We start from the raw sequence: 19942 nt of genomic DNA, 5'->3' as shown, positions 1-19942 counted from the left end.
TCTTTGCTATAATTAGCTAGCTGGATTGTTTCATTCGCTTTTTCCCTTCACGGCAGAGTTCTAAAAGCGGACATACATCACATTGGGGATTTTTGGCCTTGCAGTGATAGCGTCCGAAAAAGATCATTCGATGATGTGTATTACTCCACTCTTCTTTGGGAACTTTCTTCATTAATGTCTTCTCTACCTCAAGCACACTGTCTTTCCAGCGACAAATACCTAGGCGTTTGGATACTCTTTCTACATGGGTATCTACAGCAATTGCAGGTTCTCCAAAAGCTACTGAAGCAACCACATTCGCTGTCTTCCGCCCCACTCCTGCCAACTTCTCCAATTCTGCTTGCGTATTTGGCACTATCCCATCATGCTCATCAATTAAAGTTTGACATAACTTACGGATATTCTTAGACTTATTTCGATACAAACCAATCGAACGAATATCTTGTTGTAACTCTTCCAATGAAACAGCAAGATAATCTTCTGGTGTCTTATATTTCTTAAACAAGTCTCTGGTTACCTTATTAACCAATGCATCGGTACACTGTGCCGATAACACAACTGCAATTAATAATTCAAAGGGATTCTCATGAATCAGTTCGCATTCTGCATCAGGATACATTGCTTCCATTCGGTCTAAGACAATTTCTATTTCTTTTTTCGTCAACATGGATAAGTCTCCCCTCCTTATTCTTCTAACCAATTATAATAAAGTGATTTATCATAGCGATTATCTTCTTGTCTGTTCACTCTGCCAGCTGGTTGGTGCTGACGAAAAGCTTTACTGGACTCTTGAGCCTGTTGAACCGATTTAATCCCCTTTTTCTTCCACTCAATTAGAATGCGGTCAATATACTTAAAGTTAAGTTTCCCCATTAATACGGCTTCACGTAAAGCGGCATAAATCAGTTCTAAATCATAACGGTCTTCATCTAACCAATTATTAATCATATCAATCTCAAACGGTGACAGAATCCTTCCAAATTCTTGCTCGAATTTTTTAAAAACCTCGCCAATTTTTTGAGCAGAAGCATCGGTTTTTTCTTCTTTTTTTCGATAAAGTTGTTCCCACAATGGATCTAGTGAATAAGATTCCGTAATCATATGATTATCCTGCTGTTCCTCAATACGCAGTAAATTTCGTTGAATCAGCTGTCGGAGTAATTCTGAACATTCATGACTAGATATAGTTAACTGCTTCGCTATTTCTTCAGGAGTTGGAAGCAAGTCTCCATTTCGTTGTGCAATAAATATTTGTAGAATGATGGACAATTGCGTCTCATTTATAGAGAGCGAAGTATAATTTCTAATAAGTTCGGCAGGAAGGCTGATTTGATCCAGTAAAATTCGTTGCAGATTATCTTTCATATTCATTCCCCCCTTGTGTTTTGTGAAAATAGTATAATCCTTTGCACAAAAGCAAAGGATTATACTTAGTTAAGGATATAATCTATTCAGTAATCGAGGAAATGGAATTGTTTCTCTGACATGCTCTGCACCACTAATCCAGGCTACAGTACGTTCTAGTCCTAAGCCGAAGCCGGCATGTGGTACACTGCCAAATTTCCGCAACTCCAAATACCATTGGTAGGCAGCGCCGGATAAGTCATGCTCTTGATAACGCTGTTCCATTAACTCTAAATCATCAATTCTTGCTGAACCGCCAATAATTTCTCCATATCCCTCAGGTGCAATCAAATCAGCACAGAGAACAACATCGTCTCGCTCTGGATCAGGTTTCATGTAGAAGGCCTTAATATCCTTTGGATAATGGGTAATAAATACAGGCTGATCATAACTTTCAGCAATAGCCGTTTCATGTGGGGCGCCAAAGTCCTCTCCCCATTCAATATCAGCAAAGCCTTTTTCTTTTAGGATGTCAATCGCTTGGTCATACGTAATCCTCGGGAAAGGTGCCTTCACCTTTTTCAAAGCGTCAATATTTCTTTCTAAGGTATGAAGTTCTAATGCACAATTTGTTAAGACAGACTCGACAATGTACTGCACATACTGTTCTTGCACTGCCAAGCTTTCCTCATGGGTCACAAAAGCCATTTCTGGTTCAATCATCCAGAACTCAATCAGATGCCGGCGTGTTTTTGACTTTTCGGCACGAAATGTCGGTCCAAACGAAAACACGCGATTGAAAGCCATTGCCGCTGCTTCCATATAAAGCTGACCACTCTGTGATAAGTAAGCTTCTTCATCAAAGTATTGCGTATGAAATAATTCTGTCGTTCCTTCTGCCGCAGCACCAGTTAAGATAGGGGGATCTATCTTGGTAAAGCCCTCTTTATCAAAAAACTGATAAGTAGCTTGGATGATTTGATCCCTTATTTTCATAATGGCATGCTGCTTCTTGGAACGCAGCCATAAATGACGATGATCCATTAAAAATTCTGTGCCATGTTCTTTTGGCGTAATTGGATAGTCTACTGCGGAAGCAATCAATTCGATCTTCGTTACCTGCATCTCATAACCAAAAGGTGATCTGCTGTCTTCCACAATTGTTCCCGTAACAAAAAGAGAAGACTCCTGTGTAACGGTTTTTGCCAGTTGAAATACTTCCTCTGTCACTGCCGCTTTTACAACCACTCCCTGCATAAAACCTGTACCATCTCGCAGCTGCAAGAAGGCAATCTTACCGCTTGAGCGCTTGTTAGCGAGCCAAGCGCCAATCGTCACTTCTTGACCAAGAAACTCCGATACACGATTAATCGTTGTTTTCATCTTATCTCTCACTACCTTCTACTGATGGTTCTCTACAAAGCGTTTGATACGTACAGCTGCTTCTTCTAATTGATCTAATGAAATCGCATAAGAGAGGCGTACATTGTCCGGTGCACCAAATCCTGAACCAGGCACTAACGCTACTTTCTCTTCTTCCAGCAATGCTGTTACCCAATCATCCACTGTAGCAAAACCATTTAGTTCCACTGCCTTTTTTACATTCGGGAATAAGTAAAAGGCCCCTTGAGGTTTTACACACTCAATCCCTGGAATAGCTACTATCCAATCATATAATTTCTCCAAACGCTCATTAAATGCTTCTCTCATTTCTGCAACAGGCTCTTGTGGACCTGTATAAGCTGCTTCCGCCGCTACTTGGGAAATCGACGTTGGATTCGATGTAGAATGGGAAGCCAGGTTGGTCATCGCCTTGATAATCTTTTGATTCCCAACGGCATAGCCAATACGCCATCCCGTCATCGAATGTGACTTAGACACACCATTGATAATAACCGTTTGTTCTTTTAGTTCTGGTGATAATTCTGCGATCGAAATATGTTTTGTTGCCGTATAAGTTAGCTTTTCATAAATCTCGTCCGATACAATGAGGATATCATGCTCTAAGCATACTTTCCCTAAAGCCTCTAACTCCTCTCTCTCGTACATCACACCAGTTGGATTACTTGGTGAATTAATGATAACTGCCTTGGTTTTCTCTGAGATCGACTCTTCCAGTTGTTCAGGTGTTAATTTAAATGCATTACGCTCATCTGTCTCAACAAATACAGGTGTTCCTTCTGCCAGCTTGATTTGTTCCGGGTAACTGACCCAGTACGGTGCTGGTACAATCACTTCATCCTCTTTATCCAACAATACTTGAAACAGTGTGTATAAGGCATGTTTAGCACCAATAGTAACAATGATTTGATCCAGTCCATAATCCAAGTGCTGATCTTGTTTTAGCTTGTTTTGGATCGCTTGTTTTAATTCAAGTGTTCCTCCAGCTGGTGTATATTTAGTAAAACCTTCATCCATTGCCAGTTTGGCTGCTTCTAGGATATGACTTGGTGTATTAAAGTCTGGTTCACCGGCCCCTAAGCCAATGACATCATATCCCGCCTTTTTTAATTCCTTTGCCTTTGCGGAAATCGCCAAAGTAGATGACGGAGTTAATGTTTGTACTCTGCTTGCTAAATGCATAATCTTCATTCACCTTTCTTATATTATAATGTAGGATCCAACGTAAGACGATAATAGCTCTTGTCTTCTAAGACAACATTCTCATAAACTAATTGCTGATTGGGATTAAAAAACTTAATCTCTAATATCGGAACAGCTTGATTCATACCAATAGCGGCATCTAAAAATTCACAGCCATCACACCGGTCAGACCATTCTGTCAGAATTTCTTCTGTTGAGTAGAAAACTTCCTTATCAAAGGCTTGATACTGCCACTCTGTTTCTTCCTCGTCTTCTGCTTCAGGTTTATATATAAATAAATATTGACTTACACCGTCACTTGTTTCACCATCTGCTACATAGTAGACGACATCCCCATGATAGCGTTCAATTGTCTCAATCGTCTCCAAGTCTGAATTGTCCAGCGCTAATTCTTCTACATTGGCCGGATCACCCTCTGCCTTATTCTCCATGATATCTTGGTATAGAAAATAAAAATAGACAAACAATCCAATCATGATAATGAGCAGTGCAATCATACTCAGCCAGAATTTATTTAACTCGATAGATAGTAAAAATTGCTTTTTCATGATTTTCCTCACTTAAAGTTATTCCAAATGTCAGATTCTCTTGTTTTAATGTTCGATTTAACGAATCTACTATCTTATATAAGTCATCACCGTAACTTATTTCTACAGTAGATAATACAGTCATATTGGATCGGTTAATAATCCTCCACCTCCAACCCCATCTCACAACCTATGTTCCAGTAAAAACGCTATATATCACGGAACATAACAGGCAATCCCCTTTATGTCCAAACTACTTGTCAAATAAATAATATCGTTCAAGGGATGGCAGATTGGCTGATGACATTTCCTGAAGTCCAATCAAAAAATGTCTCTTTTCTTATTTTGATAGACTTTTATGAATTTTTCAACTAATAACAACAGCTAATTTGAAAATATTCTCGTTTTTGTTTATTCCTTATGCAGCAAGCACCTTTTTAGTATGGACTAGCTTAGCAAAAATGGATGCTGTTACCGTTACATCTATTCATAAAACTCTAGTCATTCCTCTTATTTGGTTCATTCGCGTGTATTATATATTCACACGCCTTTCAGCTCTGCTGAAAGGTAGCACAGTTTTGGATATTGCTAACGAAGAAATTCGATGTGGCATTTTGTTGGTCTTTTTTGAACATTATCTTCACGCGTTCATCGCACTGTTACCTGTTAAAATTTCATAGTCGTTCTTATCAAGACGCAAAAATACAGTACCTGATTGTTTTAAAAAATAAACGTCAATCCATGTCGCACTTAAACGTTCAATCAAGGAATCATTGACTTCATGTGTACGGCTGGGAAAGACAATACAAATATATGGATCCAGTTGGGTCAGTAATTCTTCAGAAGGAGAATTACCACTGCCAAAGGAAGCAATTTTAATAATAGGGATATGTTTATCCAGCTGAAATAACTTATTTTCAATAGCATTACCATGTTGATTCAAAAACAAAATGGTCTCTTGTCCGTATGTCAGCAGAAAACTCAAATTACCATCACTAGACTGATCAAGAGCATGGACAGATAAATGGTCCCAGATCAGATAATCTTTATTCAAGGGCCAGAATTCAACATCAGCCTCTATATCTTGTTGAACAGAAGGAACATCGGGTATCAGAACCTTTTTCACTTGATAATGTTCTGTCAAATAGGCTAAGTTCCCGCTATATTCCTCTGCAATGCCTGTTAACATCACCATATCGATCTTGTCAACATTTAATTGTGTCAGTATTTCATGTAGCTGCTTTTGACTCCGTGAAGATGCGGTATTAATCAGAATATGTTCTCCCGCTGCATTAGTCAGTAAACTCGCTTCTCCATGAGGTAGTTCTAAAAAAACGACGTCTATCTGTTCTGATTGCAACTCAGGAATTTCTATATGTGCACCCGCACTTGTCACTGCCATTATTAATGTAATCAGCATACACGGTAAAATCCGATGTTTCATAACAGAACCTACTCTCTTCAATTAAATCAGTCTAAAGAGTAGGTTCTCACAAATCAAGACAATTTATCCTTCTGTTATTCCATTCGTTCAATCAGCTGGTTTATCGTCTCATAATAAACAGGAATCTCTGGCACAGAATCAATAAATGTTTTCCCATAACGTTTCGTTATCAATCGATCATCAAAGACAAACACACTTCCTTTGTCTGTGTTTTTGCGAATCAGCCTGCCAAATCCTTGCTTAAATTGTAAGACAGCCTGTGGTAAAGATAATTCCATAAATGGGTTTAAACCTAGTGACTTCACATAGTCTGACTTACGTTTAAAAACAGGATCCTGAGGAGATTGGAAAGGCAGTTTAACAATTACTAAACAGGATAAATCATCTCCTGGTATATCAATTCCCTGCCAGTAAGCATTAGTGCCCAGCAGAATAGACTGGTCAAAACCTTGGAATTGCTTGATCAGCCGATTCCTGCTTCCAGTCGAAATTCCCTGTCCAATTATCATATAGTGACTAAGCTCATCCACTTCTTTTAATATATCATAACTTTTCTTCAGCATGTCATACGATGTGAATAATACCAGCATTTTCCCTTTTGTTTTCTCAGCTATTGAGATGATCGCCTCATTAATCGCGTAGAGAAAGGGCTCACTGTTCGGATATTGAAAAGGTGGTAAATCATTCGGGATAAATAATTGTACATTTCGTTTATAATCAAAATAGTGATCAATGACATACTCCCTTGTTCGATCATCTGTCAAACCTAATTTATTCCTCATATAATGGAACGATTTATTCATGGTTAAGGTTGCACTAATCAAGATGACAGTTTCTTTGACTTGAAATAAATATTCTTGAAGTTCCTGCTGCACAGAGAAGGGTTCTTGATGGATGTATACAGCATTTTCTGCTCCTTGTTGGTCTATTTCCAGCCAAGTAATCGCATCCGGATCTGGTTGTACCAGCAATTGTTCTAGTAAATCATCATATCTATTTAGTTGTTGACGTTCTTCTTGATCCAACCTAATGGAAAGTTGTCGAAAAGCCAGTGACACTCGCCTTACTGCATCCACAAATTTTCTCTGAGCCTGTTCGCTCCATATCGCTTGTAAACGTCCAATATCTGAAACGGTACGATACACCTTATTAGTGTCCCGTACAAATTGAAAAAGCTGCCGAAATAAGCTGTCTGCTTCATATTTGATATATTCCAATTGGTCTGCTGTCTTTACTTGATCAGCAATAATATGTTTCTCCAATTGATGAAATAAGGCAGTTAGCTCCACATAATTTAACGAAGCCCCTAGGAAGTCCGAGGCGGTTTCTGCTAACTGATGGGCCTCATCAACAATCAATTTTTGATAGGCTGGTATCATTTTGTGCTCAGACAACATATCAATAGCTAATAAGGCATGATTCGTAATAATAACGGAGGCTTGTTTTGCTTGAGTTAAAGTCCGCTGATAAAAGCAATACTCCTCCCATACCGGCATGCATTTTCCTTGATGCACAACAATCTGATATAAAGTTGGGTGTTTATGAACAGATATTTGCAGTTCATCAATATCACCGGTCGTTGTTTCGGTTAGCCAAACTAAGATCATTGCTTTAAACAGCCGATCCTGATAGGAAGCATAACTGGTATCATGATAAAATTGCTCGAAATTTTCTAAACTTATATAATGATTTTTTCCTTTTATCATAGCTGTACGCACGGTGATATTCAGCTTTGCCAGATCTTTCTCTAATAATTGTGACTGCAGATTAGTATTATTCGTACTAATTACCACTGGCTGCCGTTCATGTAATGCCTCATACAATACAGGAATTAAATAGCCAATCGTTTTACCAAGTCCTGTCTCTGCTTCAATCAGCGCATGTTGCTGCGTACGAAAATGATCATAAATAATCGTACTGATCTGCTCTTGTCCGTTTCTTTTCTCATACCCCGCAATATTTCGAGCCAAATCAGCATAACAGGATTCCATAAATTGGGCGTAATCTTCCTCGACTTGACGTTCAGACTGGTGTATGACAGGTCTTTCCTTGAGAGAGAAACCCCGATATTCCTCAATGTCCGTCCTAATTACAAACTGCTCTATCTCATGATAGAGTACCTGCCAATCCGAACGAAAAACAGGAGCTAATGTGAGTAATTGTTCGATAACATTCTGTGGTAAATGTTGAAATTTATTTTTTAAGATAAACAATAAGTCCGCAGTAACCAAGGCGTCAGAAATAGCACGATGCGGATTATCGTGGGTAATATGTAAATACTCTGCTAATTCCGTTAATTTATAGCCGGGTGCTTGCGGAAGCAGTATTCTTGCTAATTCTACCGTGTCCAAGATCTTTGGCGTTAGCTCTTTTTCACCCGCACGCACTAATTCACCATTTAAGAATGATAAGTCAAAAGGTGCGTTATGTGCAACCAAAATAGCATTTTCCAACAGTGGTTTGATTTCTTCAACAATATCATGAAAGGCAGGCTGGTCAGCTACATCTTGATTATCAATAGACGTTAATTGGGTAATAAAGCTTGGTATCGATTTTTCTGGATTAATAAATTGGTTATATTGATTCGTGATCTGATTATCCTCTATGACGACTAGGGCTATTTCGATCATTCGATCTCCTTTTTGGACAGATTGCCCTGTCGTTTCTACATCTATCACCACATATTTCTGCACAGGATCATCCCCGATTCTTCTTTATAAATCATACGTGCCTATCTACACGTAAACGAACATTATGTATGAAACAAAACTCCCCGTGATCGTTTTCTATGTAACTCAAGCCTCACACACATAAACGAACACGTATACCTTGCTACCATTGTGTAAACCTGATCTCTCTTATTACTCTTTCTTTATCATTATTTTGACTGAATAAGCGTGCGAAAATTCGCTCCGGCCAATCCCTTGCTCTCGATACCTGCTATACGTCGAAGCAGCTAACTTAATCTTTTGCTATTTATATATGTGAAATAAGTAAGTACACAGTAAAAAGAATCGCAAGCAGATCCATAAATGGGTCGGCCTCCGATTCCTTTACTACAAATAAGCTCCATTTATGCATTTATGAAAGACTTTCTGTTTCTCCTGCCTTCCAAAATCCAAATCAAACGAAGATAATGCTAATTGTCATTCGAATCTTTAGCCGTTAATTATACGTTTATACCTGCCCTTTCTAAAGGTTTGTTAAAGGCGGCTCTTGTCGAAGCATTTGTTTAATATTATTGGCTTCATCCATGACGGCTACTTTTGGTTGAAAATCAATTAGTTCTTCCTCTGAAACCATTGCATAAGCAACTACAATAATGACATCATTCGGCTGAACAAGCCGAGCCGCTGCCCCATTGAGACAGAATACCTTACTGCCTCTCTCACCTGCAATGACATATGTTTCAAAGCGTTTTCCATTATTATTATTAACGATCTGCACTTTTTCGTGTGGCAAAATATCGACTTTTTCCATAATATCCTGATCAATGGTAATACTTCCAACATAATCTAAGTTGGCTTCTGTCACTCGTGCACGATGAATTTTTGATTTCATCATAGTACGTAACATATATATTTCCCCCTAGTAAATACCTTCTGGTGTCTGCCCATGCTCATCAATAATGATATTGTCGATTAGCCTTGCCTTGCTAAATTGGACCGCTACTGCAATAATAACATTTCCCTCTATTGATGAAACAGGAGTTAAATACGGATAAGACAGCAATTCCACATAATCAACCCTACCACCATGTATCTGTTGTTCTATATCTCTTTTTACGTTCTCTACTATCATATCAGGATTTTTTTGATCGTCAACTATTAATTGCCTTGCCGTTTGCAGTGCTTGATATATATATTTGGCTTCTTTTCTTTCCTGTTCGTTTAAATATACATTCCGGCTGCTCTTAGCTAAACCATCGGCTTCCCTAACTGTTGGCACTGCTATAATCTCTGTAGGAAAATTAAAATCAGTAATTAACGCATGAACCACAGCCACTTGCTGGGCATCTTTTAAACCAAAATAGGTCACATCAGCACATGTTATATGAAAAAGCTTGGTTAATACCGTAACTACGCCATCAAAATGTCCAGGTCTTGATTTTCCACAAAGTGCGTCTGTTCTTTTCTCCACATGAAGGGAGATATTCGGATCTGTTGGATACATTTCCTCCACAGTCGGCATAAATAAATAGTCTACCTGGTGTTGTTTGGCTAATTCCTGATCACGTACTTCATCTCTCGGATAGCGTTCAAAATCTTCATTAGGACCAAACTGCAATGGATTGACAAAGATACTCGTAATAACAATATCTGCCTCTTGACGAGCACGGTCGATTAATGTCGTATGACCTTGATGCAAATAACCCATTGTTGGAACAAAACCAATCTTTTTGCCCGCTGCTTTACATTGTGAAGCTATTTGATTCATTTCTGAAACTTTTTTGATTACTTGCATAATGGTTAATCCTCCAGCATTAATTCATCGATTACTTGTTGATCCATTTGGAAGGACTGTGATTGGTCTGGAAAAGCCCCAGACTTCACCTCTTGGTGATAAGCATGTAATGCCTGTAGTATATCCTCGCCTGTCTCGTGAAACACTTTGACAAATGAAGGTTTAAAGGTTGTGCCGTATTGCAGAATATCATGGTAGACTAATACTTGACCGTCACAACTATTTCCAGCGCCGATCCCAATCGTTGGAATTGTCAGCTGTTTGGAAAGATAGCTTGCTAATGGTTCTGGCACACATTCCAGCACAACCGAAAACGCTCCATATTCTTCCACCTTTAGGGTATCTTCCATAAGCTGTTTGGCTGTTTTGATGTCCTTCCCTTGTACACGGTACCCGCCCAGGGTGTTAACGGATTGCGGCGTTAAACCTAAATGACTGACAACCGGGATTCCAGCTTCCGTCAATTTACGAATCAAGCGTAATGTTTCTTCTGTTGCGCCTTCCATTTTGACTGCGTGAGCATGTGTTTGCTGTATAAGCCGCTGTGCATTCTCCATTGCCTTTTCGATCGATACATGATAAGACATAAAAGGCATATCGATAGCAATAAATGTATCCTTTGCTCCGCGCGCGACAGCCTTGCCATGATGGATCATGTCTTCCATCGTTACCTCTACAGTAGAGGAATAACCGAGCATAACCATCCCTAATGAATCACCTACAAGCAGCATATCGATCCCTGCTTGCTCGGCTAGTTTAGCACTTGGATAATCATAGGCAGTTACCATCGAAATCTTTTCACCATTCGTCTTCATCTGTTGTAGCTGAATTGTGTTTTTCACTTTTAAAAACCCCTTACCAATTTATTTCTGCACTGTAAATTACGCGCTGATCACCTGCTTCGGTTCTAACAATCAGAGCACCGTCATCATTAATTCCTTCCATAACCGCTCGGAATGTATCGTTATGTTGACGAATCTCCAATTTTTCCTGTATCCGATAGGCATGGTCAAGCCATTTCTGTTTGACAAAGTCAAAACCGTGCTCCAAATAGTATGCATAAGATTGTTCAAAATCTTGCAAAATTGCCTGCACTAATTCCGTTCGATTCCATTGCTGTCCCGTTTCCATTTGTAAAGATGTAGATTTGTTCTGTAGTCCTTGCGGAAAATCTGTCTGCTTCTGATTAACATTCACACCGAAGCCAATCACTAAATATTGAATCACTTCTAGTTCTGCCTGCATTTCGGTGAGGATTCCACAAAGTTTCTTATTGCCAATAAACAAATCATTCGGCCATTTAATCTTTAATGGCACACCTGTCAGTCTCTCTATCGTCTCAACCAGTGTCACGGCCACAAATAACGTCATTTGTGAGGCTTGATGCGGCGGAATATCAGGCCGCAGTATCATACTTAGCCAAATGCCGCCGTCATGATTCGATTCCCAGCTTCGTGCTCTCCTTCCTCTTCCTGCTAATTGCCGATTAGTAATGACAACGGTGCCGTGCGGATAATTTTTTCGCGCAAATTGATGGGCCAAGTCTTGTGTAGAATCCAATTTGTCGCGAAACTCAATCGTTTTTCCTAGCCATTCTGTATCTAACCCCCATTTAATCGTATTATCGTCTAATTGTAAAGGTTTTGATACGAGACGATAGCCTTTCCGCGGAACCGATTCGAATTGATAACCATTTTTCTTCAGCTCATTCATATGTTTCCAGACAGCTGTCCTTGAAATATTTAATTGCTCAGACAGGCTTTGCCCGGAAACATATTGATCTCCTTGATCAGCCAGGATAACAATTAGCTGATGTCGCTTATTTTTTGTCATAGAATAACCACTCTCTTATTCGATCATAATCATTTTCTATTTCTTTTAAAACAACTGCTTTTTCTACTTGCTGCAGTAATTCCTGAATCCAAGCACCAGCTTTTCGTGCGGCGAAAAAGTTTTGAATATCCTTGCCATTGACTGCCAAATCGCGCTTGCTTTGAATCGGAAACTGTTCTTGATACTCGGCAATTACAGATGCAGTAAGGTTATGCGGGTGTAATTCTGTTAACAATATTAAAAAATCAGTGTGCAAATGATCAGGGAGCAGATAGACAATCCATTCAATCGGTTCCTTGTCATACATTTGCACGAATTGGACTAAGGATGTACTATCCTTTTTTATTTTATTGGACAGCTTCCAATCTCGTATCCAATCAGTAATCGCTATTTCTGAATGGGCGATATACATATAACCGATAAAACATGCCCAGCCTGGAAGTGGTTGACGAAGTTGTCGAAAGGCGTCCTGTAATGGTTGCTCCTGGTAAAATAACGGCAGATAAGCTAACAAATCAGATTCGGTCAGACTGGCCTGTGCTTGGTGAAAATAAGTACTGCTGATAGTTTTCTCCCACTCTACAGCTATTCTTTCTATGGCAATATTAACAATTAAGCGGCTGTTTACTTGCAAGGCCGTCTTTGTTAAAGGATCAATAGAAAAACCTAATTGACTCTGAAAACGAATCGCCCGCATCATCCGCAGCGGGTCTTCATGGAAACGATCTTCTGCTCTTCCAACCGTACGAATGATTCCCTGCTCGATGTCTTGCTGTCCTGCAAAAGGGTCAATAATATTCAATTGGGCATCCATTGCCAGCGCATTGATGGTAAAATCACGTCTGCTTAAATCCAACTTTAAATCAGATACAAATTCAACTTGATCCGGCCGGCGGTAATCACTATAATCCGACTCCACACGAAAGGTCGTCACCTCAAAAGATATTCCTTGATGTCTGACGGTGACTGTTCCGTGCTGAATGCCAGTCGGGATCACCTTTGGAAAAATGGACTGAACTTCTTCTGGGTAAGCATTTGTCGCAATATCCATATCCCCTATCGTTCTGTGCAATAATGTATCCCGTACAGCTCCCCCGACAATATAAGCTTCAAAGCCTGCTTGTTCAAGCTTATTTATCACTTCTAACGCACCTTGAAATAATGGCTCATTCATCTGTTTCACCTAATACACGCTGATAAATCGCTTCATACTCCTGACATACTTTAGCAGATGAAAAACAGTTCCTCACCCTTGCCAGCGCATTTTCTGAAAAGGTTTGCCACTTCTGCTCATCCTCTAACAATTCTACAGCGCTAGCAGCGATCGCTTCAATATCTCCTAATTCTTCGATATATCCATTAATACCATCTTGAATTACTTCTGGGATGCCGCCAACATTTGTTGCGATACAAGGGACACCACAAGCCATTGCTTCTAACAGCACTAAACCAAAGCTTTCTTTTTCAGAAAGTAATAACATTACATCAGCCATCGATAATAGTTCAGGGATATTCTTTTGTTTACCTAGAAAATGCACTGTCTTATCCAGATCCAGTTCATTAACTAATTCATGTATTCGGACATATTCTGGGCCATCGCCAATTAATAATAATCGAGATGGTACTTGCTGTTGAATACGCGCAAATGACTTGATCACATCTTCCAACCGCTTTACTTTCCTAAAGTTTGAAATATGGACAATCACTTTCTCTTCAGCTGGAATTTGATATTTGTCTTTAAGCAGGCCATCACGAGGATAATACTCGTCTTCATTGATAAAATTATATACAACGTCAATAGGGCATTCGATGGACAACATTTCTTTTGTTTGATCGACCAAGCTTTTCGAAACAGCAGTTACTGCATCCGACTGCTCAATGCCAAATTGAATCATTTTCTTTAAACTAAGATCAATACCTAATACCGTAATATCTGTTCCATGTAAAGTGGTAACAATCTTCACAGGGTGCTTTGCCATTTGTTTAGCCAAAATCGCACAAATGGCATGAGGTACCGCATAATGGGCATGAATAATATCCAGTTTCTCGGCATCAATTAATTCTGCCACTTTTGTTGCTAAAGCCAAGTCATATGGCGGATATTGAAATACAGGGTAATGACTCATTTCTACCTCATGAAAATATATATTTTGATAAAAAGAATCCAAACGATAAGGAACACTTGAGGTAATAAAATGTATTTCATTCCCTTTTTTGGCTAGCATCTTGCCTAATTCTGTGGCTATAATTCCAGACCCGCCGACAGAAGGGTAGCATATTATCCCTATCTTCAACATATTATCCCCCACTTATGATCTTATTTTCCCTCCAACAGATTACGCCAGTCAAAAAAACCAGCATCAAGGGCTCTGATCAAGACTTCTGCACCGCCGGTATTGGTTACTAGTGGAATCTGATAGACATCGCATAGACGCATCAATGCACTGATATCTGGCTCATGCGGTTGTGCTGTCAACGGATCTCGGAAAAAGATAACCAAGTCCATCTCATTGGCAGCTATTTTAGCGCCAATCTGTTGATCTCCTCCTAATGGACCGGATTGAAAACGATGTACAGGCAGTCCAGTGGCTTCACTGATCTTCTTTCCCGTTGTACCTGTCGCAAACAAATCATGTTTCTCTAGGATATGGCTATAAGCAATTGTAAAATTAACCATATCTGCTTTCTTCTTATCGTGTGCGATCAATGCGATCTTCATTCTCACCACTCCTACTCCAGAATATTCTCTAATCCGTACACTAATGTATCTAATTTCACAGCTTGTTCTACAGCTAATTTAACACCAGTCATAAAAGATTGCCGGTGGAAAGAGTCATGTTTAATGGTAAGATTTTCTCCTACTGAGCCGAAGACTACTTCTTGATGTGCCACTAATCCTGGCAAACGCATACTGTGAATTCGCATACCGTCAAAATCGGCACCTCGAGCACCTGGAATCGTTTCTTTTTCATTAGGATGCCCTTGCTGCTTCACTTGACGTTCCTCCTGAATTAATTGGGCTGTCTTGATTGCTGTTCCAGAAGGTGCATCCAGTTTATTGTCATGGTGTTTCTCGATAATTTCAACATCCGCAAAATATTTTGCTGCCCATTTAGAAAATTGCATCATCAAAACGGCGCCCAGCGCAAAGTTAGGGGCGATAATAACCCCAATTTCTTTTTCTTCTGCCAAATCGGTTAACTCCTGTAGTTGGTCATCTGTGAATCCTGTTGTTCCCACTACCGGTCGAATACCATACTGTATTGCTGTTTTTGTATGTAAATAACCAAATTCAGGTGTTGTTAAATCAATGAGTACATCGGCATCAACATCCTGAAAACATACTTCTATATCTGTATATATCCGTGCGTCCAAATTAGGCAGTTCGTCTAATTCACGAATAGACACTCCTTCATATTTATGGTCAAGACATGCCACTAATTCCAGGTTGTCTGTTTTCTCAATCATGCGTAAGGCTTCGCTGCCCATTTTTCCGCGTGGACCTGCCACAATTACTTTAATTGTCTCCATCGTTATCCTCCTGTTTGTCAATCTTTGTCCAACGATCTTTATCTCGTGTTTCTATTTTTTCCATTGTTTTTTGAAAGGCTTCGTCTAAACGAATGTTCTGTGAATTAGCAAAACAGATCATGACAAACAACAAATCTCCTAATTCAGCTTCTATCGAATTCTCTTCTTCATTGCTTTTCTTCGGTTTCTCTCCGTAGTGATGGTTAACCTCACGAGCTAATTCTCCAATTTCCTCGGTGAAGCGCGCTAACATACTCAGTGGTGAGAAGTAACCTTCTTTGAATTGGGATATATAATCGTCGACTCGCTGCTGCATGGCCTCCATGCTTTCTTTATTATACATTCTATCTCCTCCAATGACAAAATAAAAAAAACAGATGTAGGATTACACCTGTCTTTCATCATATGGAATACACGCCCCATTTGGCAAGTAAAAAACGTTATGTTTTTGCCCGGTACTTGGCGATGGCTACATAAGTAAAGCTTGCGATAAAAAAGCTAATAATCACCATCACCAGCCATTTCGTATAAGAAGCATTGGCTTGCTGTAATGTCGCTGTGTGTATATCTGAAATATGCTGATATGTGGTTTCCAGCTCATCATGAGCCATTGTATCTCGCTTCTGCTGAACCAAAGCAATCGCTTCTTGATAGCTTTGGAATTGTTCCTCCTCTAAATGGAGTTCTACAACAGGTGCTAATACTTCCATTTGATAGACTATATGCGTCATATCATCCGGTGCTATCTGTTCTTGATCTAACATCTCCAATACCTTCTTATCTAATTCTTGCTGCCAAGTCGTCCATAATGGTGCATATTCGCGAACCAAGCTGTCAGCTAATATAACTAACTGCTGTGTTGCCAGCTCCTTCTCTTCATGACTAGCCTCTTCATCTTCAAGCACAGCAAGACAATGATCGACATATTCCTGCCAGATCAGATCAGGCTGATAATCTGTTACCCCACTTTGCAATAATTTTATCGCTGGTTGATATTTTCCTTCCTGCACATACCGTTCGACCTGCTGTATATTTAAAGTACTGGCCCATACTACATTTGAAAATAATAAAAGGGAGAGTATTATGAATAACATTGTTGCTGTATACTTCATCATTCATCCTTCTCTCTAATAGAACGTGCACAAAATGACCAATAAAAATAACACATCAAATTTCTGTGTTAGTTTGAATTCTAGATGCATACGATGTGCCAGTGCCGGCATTGCCACATGATGGTGCGACTTTTTTGAACACGCACTAATATTCTTTTATAGAGTGTATGAGAGAGCAGCAAAGGATATACCTAATTCAGCTGGCTTTGTTTCTGATTCTTCACCACCATTTGATAAGCTAGTAACAGGACTGCTATGGACAGCCAGAAGGTGAAATAACCAATATGTTCTTGATAATCTGCCAAACTGCGATAAACAGGCATCATTCCATAAACATAGTCGATAATTTCATTATGTAACAGCCATATACCTGCAATCGTTAAGTGTTTCAAACGAAAGCTGTATAATGAGCGGTAGAGAACAGCTTGCAGTGCCATAGCTCCGTGTGAAGCAATCAGCATATACCCTTGCCAATTAAGTTCTCCCTCGACAATAAGAGTCAACACGTTCATCACTACCGCCCAAACTCCATATTTAATCAATGTTGTAAACGCTAGTGCCTCAATCGTTGGTACTGTTTTTCTAAGCAGCAGACAAAACAAAAACAAAGTAAAGAATAAACTTGCCGTCGGACTATCTGGTACAAACGGCAAAAAGATGAGCGGTGTTTGTTTTAATTGATAGCCGTACCAATAATACCCATAAATTGTACCAGCTAAATTAACGATAAATAACAAAGCAATGGCATAAGGATGAAATAGAATACGCTGAATCATTTCTTGACCCCTTCCTTCCAATATTTCAAATATTTCACTTTACATATAACGCAATGTCAGACGCCTATATAACCCTATCCTACGCCTTTAAATAATCTTTAATGGAATATAACCCTAATAAGCTTCACAGCACATCAGCAGGAATTATAAGCACTACTGATGAAAATTTCACTTTATCAATAAAAACCCTCGCCCAGTATTTGGTGAGCGAGGGTTATGTTTATTCTTCTTCCGCTGCTTGCTCGTTTACCGAAGCAATAAATTCAGCTAATTGTTGCAGTTCTTCATCCGAACCTTCGAATTGACCGGCTGGCATTGTACCAATACCATTTACCGCAATATCCTTAATTTCTTCCACATCATGATCCATTCCAAATAGTGGCGGTGCAGCTGCTCCGCCAGCTAAGTCTCCGCCGTGACAGTCAATACAACTGTTAGCTTCATAGACCGCAAAGCCCGGATCTGCCTCATCAATTTCAATGGACGGCTGATCATCCGGCCATACTGGTTGATTTGCTTCTGCTTTCTCTTCCCAATCAACATGTGCAGAAGCCTCATAGGTTAACCAGAATACTGCTGCAAAGGCCAGTAACATTAAGCCTGTTGTGATTGGCCGTTTATGTGGACGGCGTTCTTTTCCTCTATCAAGGAATGGCGCCAGAAATAGTCCGCCAAAAGCTAAACCAGGTATGACAATAGCACCAAGCACAAAGAATTCGGCACTAGCAAATTTATACTTTAGTAATTGGTATAAAAATAGGAAGTACCAGTCTGGCAATGGCAGATAAGATGTATCTGTCGGATCAGCCATTTTTTCCAGGGGTGCCGGGTGGGCGATGGTTAAACATAAGAAACCTACTAAGAACACTGCACCTACTAACCATTCTTTCAAAAGAAAGTTTGGCCAGAAAGCCTCTGTTCGACCAGGGTATTCTGAGTAATCTTTTGGAATAAACTTCTGTTTGTCAGCTGTAATCCGAGAGTCCCCGACAAACTTCATCCCTTTACCTCGTTTCAAAGCTATCCCTCCTTTATCTGTAGCTGTTACATCCTATAGTGGACCTGAAATACCTTGTTTACGAATCATAATAAAGTGGATTGCCATTAACACAAACAATGCTGCCGGCAAGAAAAATACGTGAATTGCAAAGAATCTCGCTAATGTTTGGGCACCTACAATGGAAGGGTCACCATTCAATAGTGTCTTTGCCATTTCTCCAATAAAAGGCACACCTTCTGCAATTTCAAGTGTTACTACAGTTGCAAAGTATGCTTTATTATCCCATGGTAATAAGTAACCTGTTAAACCCAATGCAAGCATAACGAAGAAGATCAGTACGCCAACCATCCAATTAAGCTCACGCGGTTTCTTATACGCACCTTGGAAAAATACACGCAGAGTATGTAAGAATAACATTACAATGACTACACTAGCTCCCCAGTGGTGCATCCCTCGAACAATTTGTCCATGTGCTACTTCTGTTTGTAAGTAATAAACAGAACGCCATGCATTTTCGATATCTGGAACATAGTACATCGTTAAGAACATTCCTGATAAGATTTGAATCACAGTGACAAAAAAAGTTAAACCACCGAAGCAATAAACAAATGCTGAGAAATGATAGGCTGGGTTAACATGTTCAGGCACCTCGTGATCAGCAATGTCACGCCATAAAGGAGTTATATCCACTCGGTCATCGATCCAGTCATAAATCTTCTGTAGCATCTATTAAGCTCCTCCTTCCTCCTCCGGACTGGTCACCGGATTTTCTTTCACATCTCCGAGGTATAATGTTCCCTCTTCTACCTGCATTTCAAATAAGTCCAGTGCAGCACCAGGCGGTGTATTCGGGACGTTTAAACCGTTCTTATAATAACGGCCATCGTGACAAGGGCAGAAGAACTGATCAGGGTAATCGGAATTACCTGCCCAGTTAACCGCACATCCCAAGTGTTTACAAGTAGGTGATAATGCAACAATCTCATCATTCGCATTTTTATAAACCCATGCACTTCTAGTAGTATCTGATGTATACCAAGCATCTACTTGTTCAAATGTCCAGTCGACTTTTTGTGGTTCGTCTGTTATTTCAGATACATCAATTACTGGCTGCATATCGCTTGCACCTGTAGCTTGTAAGACTGGGTCAATTGCAAATCTTACCATTGGTGCCAGCATCCCTGCTGCCATAAAGCCTCCAACACCAGTTAATGTATAATTCAAAAATTGGCGGCGGGAAACTTGTTGCTTTTTCTCAGACATTATTTACCCCCCTCTACTACTTATTCCGACTTCACGGATTTAAA

At 39.7% G+C, this 19942-nt stretch carries 22 protein-coding genes; all 22 read right to left on the bottom strand.

Translation table 11 applies throughout. The features are described 5' to 3' along the window. Positions 1-16 precede the first annotated feature (16 nt). Entirely contained in the window at positions 17-667 is a 651-nt protein-coding gene (gene nth, locus JOD18_RS01260) for an endonuclease III (RefSeq protein ID WP_204667061.1), read from the bottom strand. Positions 668-684: 17 nt separating this feature from the next. Further along, on the bottom strand, positions 685-1365 hold the full coding sequence (locus JOD18_RS01255) for a DnaD domain-containing protein (protein WP_204667060.1): 681 nt from the start codon (positions 1363-1365) through the stop codon (positions 685-687). A 69-nt stretch (positions 1366-1434) separates the two neighbouring features. Further along, positions 1435-2727, bottom strand: coding sequence for an asparagine--tRNA ligase (gene asnS, locus JOD18_RS01250; RefSeq protein ID WP_204667059.1), 1293 nt, complete (start codon positions 2725-2727; stop codon positions 1435-1437). Between the two features lie 18 nt (positions 2728-2745). Beyond that, entirely contained in the window at positions 2746-3927 is a 1182-nt protein-coding gene (locus JOD18_RS01245; protein WP_204667058.1) for a pyridoxal phosphate-dependent aminotransferase, read from the bottom strand. Between the two features lie 23 nt (positions 3928-3950). Further along, complete coding sequence (locus JOD18_RS01240; protein ID WP_204667057.1) at positions 3951-4496, bottom strand: hypothetical protein; 546 nt, start codon at positions 4494-4496, stop codon at positions 3951-3953. Further along, entirely contained in the window at positions 4459-4620 is a 162-nt protein-coding gene (locus JOD18_RS01235; protein WP_204667194.1) for a YpmA family protein, read from the bottom strand. Before JOD18_RS01235 ends, JOD18_RS01240 begins: the two co-directional genes overlap by 38 nt. A 495-nt stretch (positions 4621-5115) precedes the next feature. Then, positions 5116-5919: a ComEC/Rec2 family competence protein gene (locus JOD18_RS01230; RefSeq protein WP_204667056.1), complete on the bottom strand. Its 804-nt coding sequence runs from the start codon at positions 5917-5919 to the stop codon at positions 5116-5118. A gap of 74 nt (positions 5920-5993) precedes the next feature. Further along, the gene (dinG, locus tag JOD18_RS01225) at positions 5994-8612 is read right to left on the bottom strand and encodes an ATP-dependent DNA helicase DinG (RefSeq protein WP_204667055.1); all 2619 of its coding nucleotides are present in this window, start codon (positions 8610-8612) and stop codon (positions 5994-5996) included. A gap of 499 nt (positions 8613-9111) precedes the next feature. Beyond that, complete coding sequence (gene panD / locus JOD18_RS01220; RefSeq protein WP_204667054.1) at positions 9112-9495, bottom strand: aspartate 1-decarboxylase; 384 nt, start codon at positions 9493-9495, stop codon at positions 9112-9114. A gap of 12 nt (positions 9496-9507) precedes the next feature. Next, on the bottom strand, positions 9508-10383 hold the full coding sequence (gene panC / locus JOD18_RS01215) for a pantoate--beta-alanine ligase (protein ID WP_204667053.1): 876 nt from the start codon (positions 10381-10383) through the stop codon (positions 9508-9510). A 5-nt stretch (positions 10384-10388) separates the two neighbouring features. After that, positions 10389-11225 carry a 3-methyl-2-oxobutanoate hydroxymethyltransferase gene (gene panB, locus JOD18_RS01210; protein ID WP_204667052.1) on the bottom strand — a complete coding sequence of 279 codons (837 nt, stop codon included), beginning with the start codon at positions 11223-11225 and terminating at the stop codon, positions 10389-10391. Between the two features lie 13 nt (positions 11226-11238). Further along, positions 11239-12216 (bottom strand): biotin--[acetyl-CoA-carboxylase] ligase, encoded by a 978-nt coding sequence (locus tag JOD18_RS01205; protein WP_204667051.1) that lies wholly within the window; start codon positions 12214-12216, stop codon positions 11239-11241. Then, positions 12203-13390: a CCA tRNA nucleotidyltransferase gene (locus JOD18_RS01200; RefSeq protein WP_204667050.1), complete on the bottom strand. Its 1188-nt coding sequence runs from the start codon at positions 13388-13390 to the stop codon at positions 12203-12205. Before JOD18_RS01200 ends, JOD18_RS01205 begins: the two co-directional genes overlap by 14 nt. Then, positions 13383-14513, bottom strand: a complete 1131-nt coding sequence (gene bshA / locus JOD18_RS01195) for an N-acetyl-alpha-D-glucosaminyl L-malate synthase BshA (RefSeq protein ID WP_204667049.1) — start codon at positions 14511-14513, stop codon at positions 13383-13385. Before bshA ends, JOD18_RS01200 begins: the two co-directional genes overlap by 8 nt. 20 nt (positions 14514-14533) lie before the next feature. Continuing rightward, positions 14534-14935, bottom strand: coding sequence for a methylglyoxal synthase (mgsA, locus tag JOD18_RS01190; protein WP_204667048.1), 402 nt, complete (start codon positions 14933-14935; stop codon positions 14534-14536). 11 nt (positions 14936-14946) lie between these two features. After that, positions 14947-15747 (bottom strand): 4-hydroxy-tetrahydrodipicolinate reductase, encoded by an 801-nt coding sequence (dapB, locus tag JOD18_RS01185; RefSeq protein WP_204667047.1) that lies wholly within the window; start codon positions 15745-15747, stop codon positions 14947-14949. Further along, positions 15734-16090: a nucleotide pyrophosphohydrolase gene (locus JOD18_RS01180; RefSeq protein WP_204667046.1), complete on the bottom strand. Its 357-nt coding sequence runs from the start codon at positions 16088-16090 to the stop codon at positions 15734-15736. The genes dapB and JOD18_RS01180 overlap by 14 nt, the downstream gene beginning before the upstream one ends. A 97-nt stretch (positions 16091-16187) precedes the next feature. Next, positions 16188-16862, bottom strand: a complete 675-nt coding sequence (locus tag JOD18_RS01175; protein WP_204667045.1) for a sporulation protein YpjB — start codon at positions 16860-16862, stop codon at positions 16188-16190. 188 nt (positions 16863-17050) lie between these two features. Then, positions 17051-17635, bottom strand: a complete 585-nt coding sequence (gene lhaT, locus JOD18_RS01170; protein WP_204667044.1) for a lipoprotein heptaprenylglyceryl N-acetyltransferase LhaT — start codon at positions 17633-17635, stop codon at positions 17051-17053. A gap of 220 nt (positions 17636-17855) precedes the next feature. After that, the gene (locus JOD18_RS01165) at positions 17856-18653 is read right to left on the bottom strand and encodes a menaquinol-cytochrome c reductase cytochrome b/c subunit (RefSeq protein WP_204667043.1); all 798 of its coding nucleotides are present in this window, start codon (positions 18651-18653) and stop codon (positions 17856-17858) included. A gap of 33 nt (positions 18654-18686) precedes the next feature. Then, positions 18687-19361 (bottom strand): menaquinol-cytochrome c reductase cytochrome b subunit, encoded by a 675-nt coding sequence (gene qcrB / locus JOD18_RS01160; RefSeq protein ID WP_204667042.1) that lies wholly within the window; start codon positions 19359-19361, stop codon positions 18687-18689. Between the two features lie 3 nt (positions 19362-19364). Then, on the bottom strand, positions 19365-19898 hold the full coding sequence (locus JOD18_RS01155) for a QcrA and Rieske domain-containing protein (protein ID WP_204667041.1): 534 nt from the start codon (positions 19896-19898) through the stop codon (positions 19365-19367). Between the last annotated feature and the right edge of the window lie 44 nt (positions 19899-19942).

Origin of the sequence: Gracilibacillus alcaliphilus (assembly GCF_016909015.1) — a bacterium.
Classification (GTDB): Bacteria; Bacillota; Bacilli; order Bacillales; family Amphibacillaceae; genus Gracilibacillus; species Gracilibacillus alcaliphilus.
Note: the sequence above shows the minus strand (reverse complement) of the source record. Positions and strands in the feature narration are given on the sequence as shown.

Coding starts and splice junctions, on each gene's coding strand:
- JOD18_RS01255 (WP_204667060.1), bottom strand. CDS start 1,365: ATGAAAGATAATCTGCAACGAATTTTACTGGATCAAATCAGCCTTCCT.
- asnS (WP_204667059.1), bottom strand. CDS start 2,727: ATGAAAACAACGATTAATCGTGTATCGGAGTTTCTTGGTCAAGAAGTG.
- JOD18_RS01175 (WP_204667045.1), bottom strand. CDS start 16,862: ATGATGAAGTATACAGCAACAATGTTATTCATAATACTCTCCCTTTTA.
- JOD18_RS01200 (WP_204667050.1), bottom strand. CDS start 13,390: ATGAATGAGCCATTATTTCAAGGTGCGTTAGAAGTGATAAATAAGCTT.
- JOD18_RS01205 (WP_204667051.1), bottom strand. CDS start 12,216: ATGACAAAAAATAAGCGACATCAGCTAATTGTTATCCTGGCTGATCAA.
- bshA (WP_204667049.1), bottom strand. CDS start 14,513: ATGTTGAAGATAGGGATAATATGCTACCCTTCTGTCGGCGGGTCTGGA.
- JOD18_RS01245 (WP_204667058.1), bottom strand. CDS start 3,927: ATGCATTTAGCAAGCAGAGTACAAACATTAACTCCGTCATCTACTTTG.
- panC (WP_204667053.1), bottom strand. CDS start 10,383: ATGCAAGTAATCAAAAAAGTTTCAGAAATGAATCAAATAGCTTCACAA.
- JOD18_RS01240 (WP_204667057.1), bottom strand. CDS start 4,496: ATGAAAAAGCAATTTTTACTATCTATCGAGTTAAATAAATTCTGGCTG.
- JOD18_RS01155 (WP_204667041.1), bottom strand. CDS start 19,898: ATGTCTGAGAAAAAGCAACAAGTTTCCCGCCGCCAATTTTTGAATTAT.
- qcrB (WP_204667042.1), bottom strand. CDS start 19,361: ATGCTACAGAAGATTTATGACTGGATCGATGACCGAGTGGATATAACT.
- JOD18_RS01235 (WP_204667194.1), bottom strand. CDS start 4,620: ATGACTGTATTATCTACTGTAGAAATAAGTTACGGTGATGACTTATAT.
- nth (WP_204667061.1), bottom strand. CDS start 667: ATGTTGACGAAAAAAGAAATAGAAATTGTCTTAGACCGAATGGAAGCA.
- dapB (WP_204667047.1), bottom strand. CDS start 15,747: ATGGAGACAATTAAAGTAATTGTGGCAGGTCCACGCGGAAAAATGGGC.
- lhaT (WP_204667044.1), bottom strand. CDS start 17,635: ATGATTCAGCGTATTCTATTTCATCCTTATGCCATTGCTTTGTTATTT.
- JOD18_RS01180 (WP_204667046.1), bottom strand. CDS start 16,090: ATGTATAATAAAGAAAGCATGGAGGCCATGCAGCAGCGAGTCGACGAT.
- JOD18_RS01230 (WP_204667056.1), bottom strand. CDS start 5,919: ATGAAACATCGGATTTTACCGTGTATGCTGATTACATTAATAATGGCA.
- mgsA (WP_204667048.1), bottom strand. CDS start 14,935: ATGAAGATCGCATTGATCGCACACGATAAGAAGAAAGCAGATATGGTT.
- panD (WP_204667054.1), bottom strand. CDS start 9,495: ATGTTACGTACTATGATGAAATCAAAAATTCATCGTGCACGAGTGACA.